We start from the raw sequence: 14,597 nt of genomic DNA, 5'->3' as shown, positions 1-14,597 counted from the left end.
TTCCTGTAACCGGGCCGGGAGCGGAATCCCTGTCCCGCAGCATCAGAAAAGGAGGAGTCCCCATGAAGTTTTCCAGCAAAGTGCAGAAATGCGGCCTGTCGCCCATGCGTAAATTCCACCCCTATGCGGTGGCCGCCGAGGCCAAGGGCCGGAACATCTATCACCTGAACATCGGTCAGCCGGATATCGAGACGCCCAAGGCGTTCTTTGATGCCGTCCGCAGCTTTGACCAGCCGGTGCTGGAGTACGCACCCTCTCCCGGCGTCCCCGCCCTCATTGAGGCCATCCGGGACTACTATGCTGCGCTGGATATGCACTTCGCCGCCGAGGATATCCTCATCACCAACGGCGGCTCCGAGGCTCTCCAGATCGCCATGAACTGCATTCTCGACGACGGCGACGAGATCCTCATCCCGGAGCCCTTCTACCCCAACTACAACACCATGGCCCGCACCTGCGGCGCCGTGATCCACCCGGTGTCCACCTCCCCGGAGGAGGGGTACTTCTACGCCGACCGCCGCCGCATCGAGGCGGAGATCACCCCCCGCACCCGTGCCATTCTGGTGACCAACCCCGGCAACCCCACCGGCACCGTCCTGACCCATGAGGAGATGGAGATGCTGGTGGATGTGGCCCGGCAGCACGACCTGTTCCTCATCGGTGATGAGGCATACCGGGAGTTTGTCTACGCCGGGGAGCCTCTCCAGTCCTTCGGTGAGTTCACCGATGCAGCGGAGAACGTCATTCTCATCGACACGGTGTCCAAGCGCTTCTCCGCCTGCGGCGCCCGCATCGGCTGCCTCATCTCCCGCAACCGGGAGCTCATGGCCCACGCTATGAAGTATGCTCAGTGCCGTCTGGCGGTGCCGACGCTGGATCAGTTGGCCTCCGCCGCATTGTATCAGGTGGGGCCGGAGTATTTCGCCGCCGCCCGTGAGGAGTATAAGCGCCGCCGTGACACGGTGGTCCGCAAGCTCCAGCAGATTCCCGGCGTGGTCTGCAAGTGTCCCAAGGGCGCCTTTTATCTGATGGCCGCTCTGCCGGTGGACGATGCCGACACCTTCCAGCAGTGGCTGCTGGAGGAGTTCGAGGATCACGGCGATACCGTCATGTTCGCCCCCGGCGAGCCCTTCTACGGCACTCCCGGCAAGGGCAAAAACGAGATCCGCATTGCCTACGTCCTGAAGCAGCAGGATCTGGAGCGTGCCATGGATCTGCTGGCGCTGGGTATCCGTGCCTATCAGCAGCGATAAAGAACCACAGCCGGAGCGTTTCGCTCCGGCTGCCCTTCCGTCAGGAAAGCGAGGATATGATGATGTTTCAAGGCTATGACCAGCAGACGGTGGATTTTCTCTGGGGCATCCGCTTCAATAACGACCGCAGCTGGTTTCAGGAGCATAAAGAGCAGTACCGGACCCACCTGCTGGCCCCCACCCGTGCGCTGGGGGAGCAGCTCTACGACGGCCTCCATGCCATGCTGCCCCATGAGCCGCTGATACTGAAGGTCAGCCGCATCTACCGGGATGCCCGCCGCCTCCATGGGCAGGGACCCTATAAGGATCACCTGTGGCTCTGTGTCCGCACCGGCGATCAGGACTGGACCGGCCGCCCCACCTTCTACTTTGAAATTGCCCCGGACTATTACAGCTACGGCATGGGCTTCTGGTGTGCCGCCCCGGCCCTCATGGCCCTGTACCGCCAGCGCATCGACGCCGACCCCAAGCCGCTGGAGAAGCTGGTGCGCCGCTTTGACCGCCAGCAGACCTTCCGGCTCACCGGCCCGGAGTATGCCCGCAGCAAGGGACAGGTGTCCGACCTCCTGCGCCCGTGGTATCAGAAAAAATCCCTGTCCCTGCAATGCGAGGCCCCGCTGGACGAGCGTATTTTCAGCCCCCAGCTGCCGCAGGAGATTCTGGAGAGTTTCCGGGAGCTGCTGCCCTTCTACCGCTACTTTACAGATCTCTGCGCCGCTCTGTCCCGTCAGGAGGGGAAGGACGAATGAATAAAAGCCCGGCAGACCTTCGGTCTGCCGGGTTTTTTGCGGAGCGGTAAAATGCAGTAAAAACCCCCGGAATTTGCAGAAAGTACTTGAATTCTGTCAAGCACGGTGCTATGATACAACTATCAAGCGTGCGGCCAAAAGCCCGTGGGCTTTTTATCGTTTCTAAGAAACGATAAGGGGTGTTCAAAGGGAGTGTCATCCTGAGGAGAGGCGCAGCCCCGACAGGAGGATCCGTATCCCTTTTGCGGCGTCCCGCTACAAAAGCCTGCCAGCCAAGAGCCCCACACGCAAAAAATAGGAGGAGATACTTATGACAAACCGCAAGAGTACCAAACGGGCCTTGCTGGGCAGCGTCATGGCCATGGTTCTGTGCCTGGCCATGCTGATAGGCGCTACCTTTGCATGGTTCACCGACACCGCATCCACCGGTGTCAACAAGATCCAAGCCGGTAATCTGAAAGTGGCGCTGGAAATGAAGGATGCCGCTGGCCAGTGGGTTCCCGCTGAGGGCAAAACGCTGGACTTCGTCAAGGCCGCTGCGGGCGAGCAGGTTCTGTGGGAGCCGGGCTGCACCTATACCCTGCCGGAGCTGCGTGTCATCAACAACGGCAATCTGGCCCTGAAGTACAAGGTGACCATCACCGGCATCAACGGCAGCGCCAAGCTGAACGAGGCCATCGAGTGGACCATCGGGGATGTGGCGATGGGTGCCGAACAGCACCTGAAGGCCGGTGAGAGCAACGAGTTCACCATCAAGGGCCACATGAAGGAGTCTGCCGGCAACGAGTACATGAACGAGTCCATCGACGGCATCGCCATCACCGTTGCGGCTACGCAGGACACCGTGGAGAACGACAGCTTCGGCAACACCTACGATGAGGATGCGGAGTATCCGATTGTTGCCATGGATACTCTCCAGGAGCTGATTAATAACGCCACTGAACCTGTGTCTGCGAAGCTGGAAGGCAATATTGCCGGAAGTCTTACGGTTCCCCAGGGTAAAGATGTCACGCTGGATCTTAATGGTTTTACGCTGACCGGCGGCGACTCCCATGCGATTTTGAACCATGGTACGCTGTGCATAAAGGACAGCAGTGGCAATGGAAAGATCGTTGCGTCAAAAGCCAATACATCTGCGCTTCGTAACGCTGCTGTTTGCGTGATAGACGGCGGTACCTTCACCCGCGCGGCTGGGGTGGACAACAAGTGGCACACTGTGGAAAACTTTGGTACCATGACCTTCAACGGCGGTAAAGTGATTGCTGAAGACGGTCAATCATTTGCCATTGTCAACGGTTGGAATTATATAAATCCCGGCGAACAAAAAGCTACCATGACGATCAACAACATCGAAATGGAGGCCGGTCCAAACGGTTTTAAAAACTGCGCTGGTGGCACTCTGACAATGAACGGTGGCACATTGCATTGTACCGGTTTCTGGGGATTGTCCAATGACTCAACCGGTGTTGCAACGATTAACGGCGGCAAAATCATTTCTGACAATTACGTTGCCATTTCCAACGGCGGTGCAAAGATGGAGATCAACGGTGGTACATTTACCGGCCCTCAGGGAAGCCTTTATGTGCAGAATTATGCGCAGGGTACAGTCGTAATGGGCGGTAGCTATGGGAATGAGACAGTGGAGTTTATGCGGAATTATTGTCCTGAAGGCTATACAGCTACGCTTAAAGACGGTATGGTTGTCGTAAGCAAGGATTGATTATTGTATAAGTCCAAACCCCTTTCCAAGTCCTCTCACTCCTCGGAGTGAGAGGCAATCAAAGGGCATATCGTCGACACAAGCTTTGTATCTTTCCGCCCGCCGTAAGCGGCAGGCGTCAATCACGGTGCTGTGTCTCCTCTCCCCAACAAAACCGCTTTGCTTGTTTTGTCGGGGACCCCGGATGAATATGCCTTTTGATTGCCTATACAAATTCCATCGAAAACTGAGCGCAATGTAATGAAGGTGTACCCCGTCTTCCTCCACCGGGCGAAGCACGCAGCAAAGGAGGTGCAGAAACCATGGGTTTCTGCCGGCGTTCTTTGGAAACCACCTCGCTGTATCCGCCACAGGCGGATACAGCGAGGTGGTTTCGGGGAAGTGTCCCGGTTTCCATGCCGCAACGTGGCTGGAGATCGGCTGACACGACGGTGCAGACTTTCTGCCGCTATTGGCAGAAAGCTGCCCTCCGGAGGCAAAACACAAAAACACCCCAATAAAATAGCAGCCCCTCCGCCTTGCGGTGGAGGGGCTGTAATTTCATAAGCTGCTTTCCAAGAAAAGCTTACTCCTGATCGCAGTTGGGGCAGTGGCCATTCTCATCCAGATGAGCGCCGCAGCGGGTGCAGAAGCTGGGCGCCACGGGAGCCGCCTGCTCAGCGGGCTGGAAGGGAGTCGACCGCTGGGCGGGAGCCGCAGGAGCCACGGGCGTTACCGGAGCAGCGGGCTTAGCGGGCTGGGTACGGTGCAGCTCCGGCACGGCGAACAGGTCGGCGTCGGCGCTGCGCTCGTTCTGGTTTTTCGGCTTGCGGTTGATGGAGATGACGTTCTTCAGCAGCAGGACCGCCATCATCAGCAGCTCATAGCACAGACGTACCGCAATGGGGCCCAGCACCATCAGCAGGATGCCGTAGCCGCCCAGCCAGTGACGGCCGGTCCAAGTCTCCGGAGCCATGAACAGCATGAAGAAGCCGCACAGAATGACGTAGGCCGTCACGAAGATGTACAGAGCCTGCAGGATCTTCTCCACGATCAGGAACTTAAAGTTCACAGCGTCGTGGAGGAACTTGCCGAAGCGGCCCAGCTTCTCCCGCTTGCTCTCCGGTACGATCATCACAAAAGCTACCACCGTAGCGGCGATAGCGAGGATCGTGGCGATGATGCCGAAAGCACCCAGGTTGATGTTCAGATAGTTCATAGCTACCATCCTTTCGTTTCATATGATTTTCTCTGTTGCCCTTCGTCGAAAGCTGTCGAAGTGCGGGAGTATCGTATCACGAAAGGGGAAGCTTGTCAACATCCGACCAAAGTGGACAGAGGCAGGACGGATATCCACTTGACAAATGGTCCCAAAATGGGTATATTATGTACCAGTCAAGTGAACATCTTCCACCTTGGGGGAGTAATTCCACTTCGCAGCCTGCGGAGTGAGGCAGTTTCGTCAAACCGGCGTTCAGGCGCCCGGACTGCTTTGAAAGAATGAGACTCATGCGTGGGCTTCGGCCTGCGCATGAGTTTTTTTGTTACGCCGGGTGGGTAAAATGGAGATGGGGGGAGGACCCCCGAAGAAGGAGTGGTTGGATGCAAAAGGAATACACCCAAACAAAGGAACAGGTGCTGGAGGGCCTGCGGACAGACCGGCAGGGCCTTTCGGCGCAGGAGGCGGAGAAGCGCCTTCGGGAGCACGGGGAGAATCGCCTGAAGGAGGCGGAGAAGCTGACCTTGTTTCAGCGGTTCGTGCAGCAGCTGAAGGATCCCATGCTGCTGATCCTGCTGGCGGCGGCAGCGGTATCCGCCGTGACCAATATCCTGTCCCATGAGAGCTTTACGGAGGTCATCATCATCCTGATGGTGGTGCTGCTGAACGCCATTCTGGGTGTGGTGCAGGAGAGCAAGGCGGAGGCCGCCATTGAGGCTCTCCAGACCATGACCGCCGCCACCTGCAAGGTGCTGCGGGACGGGCAGCAGGTGACTATGGAGAGCCGCCTGCTGGTACCCGGCGACGTGGTGCTGCTGGAGGCGGGCGACGCCGTCCCGGCGGACGGGCGCATTTTAGAGAGCGCCTCCATGAAGATCGAGGAGGCAGCCCTCACCGGCGAGAGCGTCCCCGTCAGCAAGTTTACGGAGCCCCTCGCCGGGGAACAAGTGTCGCTGGGCGACCGGAAGAACATGGCCTACATGGGCTCGGCGGTGGTATACGGCCGGGGCCGCATGGTGGTCACCGCCACGGGCATGGATACGGAGATGGGCAAGATCGCCGGTGTGCTGGCCCAGACGGAGCAGGAGGAGACACCCCTGCAGCGTAAGCTGACCCAGCTGGGCAGCACCCTGTCCAAGATGGTGCTGGCCATTTGCGTGTTCATCTTTGTATTTGACCTGCTGGTGGCGGGTTCCCTGACGCTGGAGAGCGTGCTGGAGACCTTCATGGTGGCGGTGTCGCTGGCGGTGGCCGCCATTCCGGAGGGCCTTGCCACGGTGGTGACGGTGGTGCTCTCCATCGGCGTCACCAAGATGAGCCAGCACAACGCTGTGATCCGCCGTCTGACGGCGGTGGAGACGCTGGGCTGCACGCAGGTCATCTGCTCCGACAAGACCGGTACCCTCACACAGAATAAAATGACGGTGGTGGAGCACACCGGCCCGGAGGGACTGCTGGGTACCGCTATGACCCTCTGCAACGACGCCGTGGAGAATCCCGACGGCACGGTGCAGGGCGAGCCCACGGAGGCGGCGCTGGTGCGCTTCGGCGTGGACAGCGGGCTGGATAAGAACCGGCTGGAGCAGGAGCAGCCCCGTGCGGCGGAGGCTCCCTTCGACTCCTCCCGGAAGATGATGTCCACCATCCACCGCATGGATAACGGCTTCATTCAGTACACCAAGGGCGCACCGGATGAGGTGCTGCGCCGCTGCTCCCGGTATGAGGAGAACGGCCAAATGCTGCCCATGACCGAGGAGAAGCGTCAGGAAATTCTGGCTCAGAACAAGGCCATGGCGGATAAGGCTCTGCGTGTGCTGGCGGCGGCCATCCGCCTGTGGGAGGGCGGCCTGCCCAAGGACGACAGCCCGGAGTATCTGGAGCAAGATTTGTGCTTCGTGGGTCTGGCGGGCATGATCGACCCGGTGCGTCCGGAGGTGAAGGCCGCCATCCAGCAGTGCCGCACGGCAGGCATCCGGCCGGTGATGATCACCGGCGACCACAAGGATACCGCCGTGGCCATCGCCAAGGAGTTGGGGATATTGGACGATCCCTCGCAGGCCGTTACCGGCAGCGCTCTGGACAGCCTCAGCGACGAGGAGCTGGCCAAGGAGGTGGAGAAGTACAGCGTGTACGCCCGTGTACAGCCGGAGCATAAGGTCCGCATCGTTAACGCATGGCGCAAGCGGGGGGCCGTGACGGCTATGACCGGCGACGGCGTCAACGACGCCCCGTCTATCAAGTCCGCCGACATCGGCGTGGGCATGGGCATCACCGGCACCGACGTCACCAAGAACGTGGCGGATATGGTGCTGGCCGACGACAACTTTGCCACCATCGTGGGCGCCGTAGGCGAGGGCCGCCGTATCTACGACAATATCCGCAAGGCCATCCAGTTCCTGCTGGCCTCCAATATGAGCGAGGTGCTGGGCGTGTTCGTGGCTACACTGCTGGGCTTTACCCTGATGAACCCGGTGCATCTGCTGTTCATCAACCTCATCACCGACTGCTTCCCGGCGCTGGCACTGGGCCTGGAGCGGGAGGAGCCGGACGTGATGGAGCGGCCGCCCCGCCCCTCTGATGACGGCATTTTCGCCGGTGGTCTGGGCTGGGACATCGCCTATCAGGGCATCCTCATTACCGTTATCACATTGGTCTCCTACATCATCGGCCACTGTATGGAGGTGGGGTATTTCGAAATGCCCAAGGGCGTCTCCGACGACGGTATGACCATGGCCTTCCTGACCATGAGTATGTGCGAGATCTTCCACAGCTTCAATATGCGCTCTCAGCGGCGCAGCGTGTTCAGCCTATCCAGTCACAACAAGGTGCTGTGGTTGGCCATGATCGGCAGTCTGCTGCTGACCACCGTGGTGCTGGAGGTGCCCTTCATCGCCAACGCCTTCGGATTTACGCCGGTGAGCTGGACGGAGTACGGTATTGCGCTGGGTCTGGCGGTGCTGGTGATCCCCGTGGTGGAGATCGTAAAAGCCTGCCAGCGGGCCCATGGCCGGAGAAAGAAACAGCTTTAAGCCTGTCGAATCGCATCCGCCGGGGCGGCTTTTGCCGCCCCGGCGCTCTGTCAGAATCCTATAAAATGCCGGGTCACCGCCCGGCGTTTTTCTTTCTGCGGGAATTTGCGTGGCGGCGGAAAGTGTGGTACAATCATCTATTATGACAAATCCCTCGGAAGGAGGCGTATCTATATGAGCGATGAACGGATGGAGCAGAACCGGCAGCCGGAAAAGGCAGATGTGGTGTTCTTTTCCCCGGAGATGCTGCGGCTGGCGGATCAGCACCGGCGGGAGCAGCAGGAGCGGCTGGAGAACTGCCGCCAGGCGGCCCGGAATGGTGACTGCGCCGCAGCGGTGCAGATGGGACTGCATTATTTTTACGGCACCGGCGGCGTGAAGAAGGATCCGGACAAGGCCTTTGCATGGTTCAGCCGCACGGAACCGGACGACCCCACGGCTCTTTACTGGCTGGCGGTGTGCCATGACAACGGCACCGGCGTGGAGCGTGACCCGGTGCGGGCCTTTGAGCTGTTTCGGGAGAGTGCCAAGCTGGGCTATCTGCCGGCGGTGTGCGATCTGGGCGTGTGCTACGAAAACGGGCAGGGAACGGAGAAAGATCTGGACCGGGCCATCCAGTGCTACCGCCATGCGGCGGAGGAGGGCTACGCTCAGGGACAGTGCAATCTGGGGGCCATGTACTACTTCGGCGTGGGAGTGGAGAAGGACTATGGGCAGGCGGCCCGGCTCTTTACCCAAGCGGCGGAGCAGCAACATCCACGGGCGCAGTTCCTGCTGGGTCTGTGCTATGAGTTCGGCAACGGCGTGGAGCAGGATGCCAAAAAGGCGGCGCTTCTGTATCAGGAGGCCGGGAAGGGCGGCAGCGCTGAGGGCCTGTGTGCTCTGGGCGTGCTGCACCACGCCGGAAAGGGCGTGGAGAAGGACGATCGCCGTGCGGCGGAGCTGTTTCGTCAGGCAGCGGAGCTGGGCCTGCCCAGAGCGCAGCTGTTCCTGGGTCACTGCTACGACGACGGCATGGGGGTGGATCAGTCGCCGCCTCAGGCGGTGGAGTGGTTCCGTCAGGCGGCGCAGACGGGCTATCCCGACGCCGTGATGCAGCTGGGGCTGTGCTATCTGTACGGTCACGGGACAGCGACCGACGAGAAGCAGGCGGCGGAGCTCTTTCAGCAGGCCGCCTCGGCGGGGAACATCCGGGCCATGAACGAGCTGGGGCTGTGCTATGAGGCGGGCCGTGGCGTGGAGAAGGATATCCACCGTGCAGTGGAGCTGTACCGTCAGGCGGCGCAGTCCGGTATGGCGGCGGCTCAGTGTAATCTGGGCGTACTGTACCGGGAGGGCCTCGGCGTAGAGCAGGACGACCGCAAGGCGGCGGCCCTGTTCCGGGCCTCGGCGGGACAGGGCTTTGCCCGTGGACAGTTCCTGCTGGGGCTGCACTTGGAGGACGGCCGGGGCATCGACCGGGATGAAAAGCAGGCGGCGCAGGAGTACCGCCGTGCGGCGGGACAGAACTATCCCAATGGCATGGCGGCGCTGGCCCGGTGCTATGAGCACGGCGTCGGGCTGGAGCGCAACCCCTATCTGGCGGCGGATCTCTATGACCGGGCGGCCCGCCGGGGCCATGTGAGGGCGGCCTATGCCCTGGGGAATATGCTGCTCTCCGGCGACGCCATCGGGCAGGATCCGGCCCGTGCGCTGGAGCTGTACCAGCAGGCGGCACAGGCCGGGCACATGGGCGCTCTGCGGCAGGCGGGCCGGTGCTATCAGAAGGGGAAGGGCTGTCAGAAGGACGAGGCCAAGGCCTTCGACTGCTTCCGGCGCAGCGCCGAGGGCGGAGACGGCCCGGCGGCGGTGGCGCTGGGATACTGCTACCAAAAGGGCGGCGGCTGCCCGGCGGATGCCGCCCAAGCGGCTCACTGGTACGAGGAGGCGGCCCGCCGGGGCCTGCCGCTGGGACAGTACGATCTGGGCTGCCTGTATGAGGCGGGACAGGGCGTTCCACGGGATCGGAGAAAGGCACTGGAGCTGTACCGTCAGGCGGCACAGGAGGTCCCGGAGGCCCGTCAGGCGGTCCGGCGGCTGGAAAAGACCGGCAGAACCCAACGGATCGCCGGCTGGGCGCTGGTGACCTACGCCATACTCATGGGAGCCGGGCTCTGGGAGGGCAGCGCCGGTGACCGGATCATCTGGCTGGCGGCGGCGGCCCTTCCGGCGGTGGCCGGAGGGTGCTGCCTGCACTACGGTCGCCGTCTTGCACCGCCGCTGAGTAGGATCGGGCGGATCGCCCTGACGGTTTTAGGGGCCGTGCTGGCCTTCCTCTTTGTGGTGGGGGTCGTGGTGCTGCTGGACCCGGCGGAGGCAGTGGACGGCGCCAGCGTGTGGCTCACCGGCTGCGCCGGCGTCGGTGCGGCAGCCCTGCTGCTGAATGGCCTGCGGAAGCCTCGTACATAAAACGGCGCAGCGGGGGCGTGTACCAAACGGTACACGCCCCCGCTGCATATGAGAAAGAGAGAGACTCGAAGAAAGCTTCGTTATTTCATCGATCAATGACGGCCGAAGAAGTAGTCGTACAGGTCGCTGTACCCATTTCCGCTGTAGCCGTTATTGCCGTTATTGTAGCTGTTGTCGCCGCTCTGGCTGCTGTCCGTGGTGTCGTCGGTGGTTTGGGGCTGTGCGTCGAAGGTCAACTGGGTGGTGATCTCCTTGCCGTCACGCAGAACGGTGAGGGTCACGGTATCCCCGGCCTTGAAGCCCTTCTTGGCGGCGGACAGATCCTCCATGGAGGTGATCTGAGTGTCGTTGAGCTTGGTGATGACGTCGCCCAGCTTCAGCCCTGCCTTATCCCCGGCGCCGCCGTCCTCCACGGAGTAGACGAACACGCCCTCGGTGGCGTTGATCTTATACTGTGCCGCCATCTGCTGGGTCATGGTGCCGGCGGTGATGGCCATGTAGGCCTTATTGCCGACGGAGCCGTTCTCTATGATGTCCTTGATGATGGACTGCACATCGTTGATGGGAATGGCGAAGCCCAACCCCTCCACCGTGGTATCGGCGTAGCTGGAGTACTTGGCGGACACGATGCCCACCACCTCGCCGTACAGGTTCATCAGGGGGCCGCCGGAGTTGCCGGGGTTAATGGAGGCGTCCACCTGGATCATGTTGAAGGGGGTACCCTCCACGTTGATGGCACGGTTCACGCAGGATACGATGCCCTGACTCATGGAGAAGGTCAGCTCACCCAGAGGGTTGCCGATGGCCAGCACCGTGTCACCCACGTTGACATCGGTGGAGCTGCCCAGCGTTACAGCCGGCAGATCCTTGGCATCGATTTTCAGCACAGCCACATCGTAGTCGCTGTCGCTGCCCACCAGCGTGGCAGGATAGGTGTCGCCGTTATAGAGGGTGACGTTGATGGAGCTGGCGTTGGCTACCACGTGCTGATTGGTGACGATATAGCCGTCGGCGGTGTAGATGAAGCCGCTGCCGGAGGAAGCGGACTCGGTCTGCTGGCCGAAGATGTTGGTGGAGACGGCGGAGCAATTGATGGACACCACACTGTTGACCGTGGAGGCGTACACCTCGGAGGGAGTCATCAGGGTTTGCCCGTCTACCTTTTTCACGCTGACGGTAGCGGCGGTACGGTTGCTCTGCTGCACAGTGGTCTTGCCGGTGCGGCTGCTGTTCTGGGCCAGAATGGCGCCGCCGAAGCCGCAGGCTGCGCTGATAACGGCACAGCTGAGGATCAGGGCCACCACACGACCTACACCGCCGTGGTGCTTCTTGGGCTGCACCGGGGTGTCTGTCACCACCGGCTCGGCGGCGGGCTCCACGGTGGACCCGGCCGCAGACTCTGTATGAGATTCTGCGTTGGGATCACGATAGCTGAAGTGATACAGGTTGTTCTCGTCATGAAACTCGTTGGACATATGAAAAACCTCCTTTTGGGATATTGCCCACGGCGGGGAACTGTGCTATGATGTTTAGCGCCGTTCCGTTTCTTTGTCTATTATCATACCCGGAAAGCTTAATGTAAGCTTTAAGAAACGGATTTTTCTTTGAACATTTTGTAAAGGAGGTGCCGCCGTGCTGAAGCTGGAGGGCTTGAAGCTGACCCCGGAGGAGAAGGAGGCGGCCCTGCACCGGAAGGCAGCCCGGCTGCTGCGCATCCCGGAGGAGGATGTGCTGTCGGTGCAGGTGCTGCGCCGTTCCATCGATGCACGGGAGGAGCTGCATCTGGTGTACACCGTGGCGGCGGAGGTGCGGCAGGAGAAGCAGGTGCTGCGCCGCTGCCGGGACCGGCGGGTCAGCCGGTACGCCCCGGAGCGGTACGCTTTGCCGGAGATATTGTCTCCGCCGGAGGTGCCGCCGGTGGTGGTGGGCGCCGGGCCGGGCGGCCTGTTTGCGGCGCTGGTGCTGGCCCGATGCGGCCTGCGCCCCATTCTGCTGGAACGGGGACAGGATACCGTTACCCGCCAGCGGGACGTGGAGACCTTCTGGCGCACCGGCGTGCTGGACCCGGAGTCCAACGTACAATTCGGAGAGGGGGGAGCCGGGGCCTTCTCCGACGGGAAGCTGAACACCGGCACTAAGGATCTGCGCCACCGGTGGATCTTAGAGGAACTGGTGCGATGCGGTGCGCCGGAGAGTATTCTGACGGATGCCAAGCCCCATGTGGGGACGGATATGCTGCACATCGCTCTGCAAAACCTGCGGCAGGAGTTGCTGTCGCTGGGGGCGCAGGTGCGCTTCGGCCACCGGCTGGAGGGACTGGAGAGCCGGGATGGCGTCCTGACGGGGCTGCACGTCCGGACAGGGGAGGGGACGTACCGTCTGCCGGTGCGGGCGGTGGTGCTGGCGCCGGGCCATAGCGCACGGGATACATTCCAGATGCTGTACGACGCCGGGATCCCCATGGAGGCCAAGCCCTTTGCCGTGGGGGTCCGCATCGAGCACCGCCAGCGGGACATGGACGCCGCCCAGTACCGGCAGTATGCGGGTCATCCGTGCCTGCCGGCCTCCACCTATAAATTGTCGTGCCATACAGCGGCGGGCCGGGGCGTGTTCTCCTTCTGCGTCTGCCCCGGCGGACAGGTGGTGGCGGCGGCCTCGGAGCCGGGGCGTGTGGTGACCAACGGCATGAGCCACTACGCCCGCAGCGGCGAGAACATCAACGGCGGGATGCTGGTGGGCGTCACACCGGAGGATTTCGGCACGGATCACCCTCTGGCGGGGGTGGCGTGGCAGCGGCAGTTGGAGGCGGCGGCCTTCCGACTGGGAGGCGGCGGATTTCTGGCCCCCTGCCAACGGGTGGAGGACTTTCTGGCCCACCGTCCCTCCACGGGGCCGGGAGCGGTGCTGCCCAGCTATCGTCCCGGCGTCACGTGGTGTGACCTCCATGACTGCCTGCCGCCGTTTCTCACGGGGGCTATGGAGGAGGCGCTGCCCCTGCTGGAGCGGAAGCTCCGGGGCTACGCCCAGCCGGATGCCCTTTTGACGGCGGTGGAGACCCGCTCCTCCTCACCGGTACGCATCCTGCGGGATGAGAGCGGACAAAGTGCGCTGCGGGGACTGTATCCCTGCGGCGAAGGGGCGGGCTATGCCGGCGGCATCCTGTCCGCCGCAGCGGACGGTATGCGCTGCGCAGAAAAAATCTGGGAGGTATATTCATGATGAGAAAGCTTGCAGTGGTGGCGGATTATCTGGACGACAGCCACCGTACCCATATCGAAAAGATGGCCGGGGACGCCGGTTTCACCGTGGATTATTTCACCGAGGGCCACCTGCCTCAGGATCGGGCAGGGGAGTATGAGGTGATCTACGGCACCGTCCCCCCCAAGGAGCTGAAGGCCGCCACGGCCCTGCGGTGGTTCTGCTGCTCCTATGCCGGTATGGATCAGTGGAAGGACGACGCCCTGTATCACAGCCCGGAGGTGATGCTCTCTAACTCCTCCGGGGCCTACGGCGTGACCATCAGCGAGCACATGGTCATGGTGACGCTGATGCTGCTGCGGCAGATGCCCACCGTGCAGGAGTGGATGCGCCGCCACGATTGGAGCAACGAGAAGCCCCCCATGCGCTCCGTCTGCGGCAGCCGCGTCACGGTGCTGGGCACCGGCGATATCGGCACCTCCTTTGCCCGCCGGGTGAAGGCCATGGGAGCCAAGACCGTGGTGGGTGTCTCCCGCAGCGGCCGCCGTGTGGACGATGCCTACGACGCCATGTACACCACGGCGCAGCTGGATCAGGTGCTGCCGGAGACGGAAATTCTGGCCATGGCCCTGCCCGGCACGGCGGAGACGGAGGGCATCCTCTCCCGCAGCCGCATTGCCCTGCTGCCCAAGGAGGCGGTGGTGGTGAACGTGGGCCGTGGCACCGCCATCGATCAGGACGCCCTGATGGAGGCCCTGAACGCCGGACGGCTGGCCGGTGCGGCGCTGGATGTGGTGCGCCCGGAGCCTCTGCCCCCGGAGCATCCCCTGTGGAACACCAAAAACCTCCTGTTGACGCCTCATCTCTCCGGCTTCATGTCGCTGGGCATCACACGGGATACAGCGGTGGCCCTCTTCTGCGAGGATTTCGAGAACTACATCGCCGGCCGGCCCCTGAAGCGGCTGGTGGACCGCCGCAAGGGCTATTGATAACGGGATATAG

Annotated in this window: 9 protein-coding genes; 7 read left to right on the top strand and 2 right to left on the bottom strand. The window is 62.0% G+C overall.

Going from position 1 to position 14,597, the window contains the following annotated elements:
* The first annotated feature begins 62 nt into the window (after positions 1-62).
* From KJS28_RS10535 to KJS28_RS10525, 3 genes are all read left to right on the top strand, one after another.
* Positions 63-1,253, top strand: a complete 1,191-nt coding sequence (locus KJS28_RS10535) for a pyridoxal phosphate-dependent aminotransferase (protein ID WP_213540852.1) — start codon at positions 63-65, stop codon at positions 1,251-1,253.
* A gap of 56 nt (positions 1,254-1,309) precedes the next feature.
* Positions 1,310-2,002 carry a DUF2461 domain-containing protein gene (locus tag KJS28_RS10530; RefSeq protein ID WP_228298383.1) on the top strand — a complete coding sequence of 231 codons (693 nt, stop codon included), beginning with the start codon at positions 1,310-1,312 and terminating at the stop codon, positions 2,000-2,002.
* A gap of 310 nt (positions 2,003-2,312) precedes the next feature.
* Entirely contained in the window at positions 2,313-3,722 is a 1,410-nt protein-coding gene (locus KJS28_RS10525; protein WP_213540850.1) for a SipW-dependent-type signal peptide-containing protein, read from the top strand.
* A gap of 565 nt (positions 3,723-4,287) precedes the next feature.
* Here the strand turns inward: KJS28_RS10525 and KJS28_RS10520 are convergent.
* Positions 4,288-4,920 (bottom strand): hypothetical protein, encoded by a 633-nt coding sequence (locus KJS28_RS10520; RefSeq protein ID WP_213540848.1) that lies wholly within the window; start codon positions 4,918-4,920, stop codon positions 4,288-4,290.
* A gap of 383 nt (positions 4,921-5,303) precedes the next feature.
* Between KJS28_RS10520 and KJS28_RS10515 the strand changes: the two genes are divergently transcribed.
* Positions 5,304-7,949: a cation-translocating P-type ATPase gene (locus tag KJS28_RS10515; protein WP_213540846.1), complete on the top strand. Its 2,646-nt coding sequence runs from the start codon at positions 5,304-5,306 to the stop codon at positions 7,947-7,949.
* A 174-nt stretch (positions 7,950-8,123) separates the two neighbouring features.
* Complete coding sequence (locus KJS28_RS10510; protein ID WP_213540844.1) at positions 8,124-10,397, top strand: tetratricopeptide repeat protein; 2,274 nt, start codon at positions 8,124-8,126, stop codon at positions 10,395-10,397.
* Between the two features lie 92 nt (positions 10,398-10,489).
* On the opposite strand, the gene KJS28_RS10505 is transcribed toward KJS28_RS10510, so the two are convergent.
* Positions 10,490-11,872, bottom strand: a complete 1,383-nt coding sequence (locus KJS28_RS10505; protein ID WP_213540842.1) for a S1C family serine protease — start codon at positions 11,870-11,872, stop codon at positions 10,490-10,492.
* A 157-nt stretch (positions 11,873-12,029) separates the two neighbouring features.
* On the opposite strand from KJS28_RS10505, the gene KJS28_RS10500 reads away from it, so the two are divergent.
* On the top strand, positions 12,030-13,616 hold the full coding sequence (locus tag KJS28_RS10500) for an NAD(P)/FAD-dependent oxidoreductase (RefSeq protein WP_213540840.1): 1,587 nt from the start codon (positions 12,030-12,032) through the stop codon (positions 13,614-13,616).
* Positions 13,613-14,584, top strand: coding sequence for a D-2-hydroxyacid dehydrogenase (locus KJS28_RS10495; protein ID WP_213540838.1), 972 nt, complete (start codon positions 13,613-13,615; stop codon positions 14,582-14,584). The genes KJS28_RS10500 and KJS28_RS10495 overlap by 4 nt, the downstream gene beginning before the upstream one ends.
* Positions 14,585-14,597 lie beyond the last annotated feature (13 nt).

This window comes from Vescimonas coprocola (assembly GCF_018408575.1).
Lineage (GTDB): Bacteria > Bacillota > Clostridia > Oscillospirales > Oscillospiraceae > Vescimonas > Vescimonas coprocola.
Note: the sequence above shows the minus strand (reverse complement) of the source record. Positions and strands in the feature narration are given on the sequence as shown.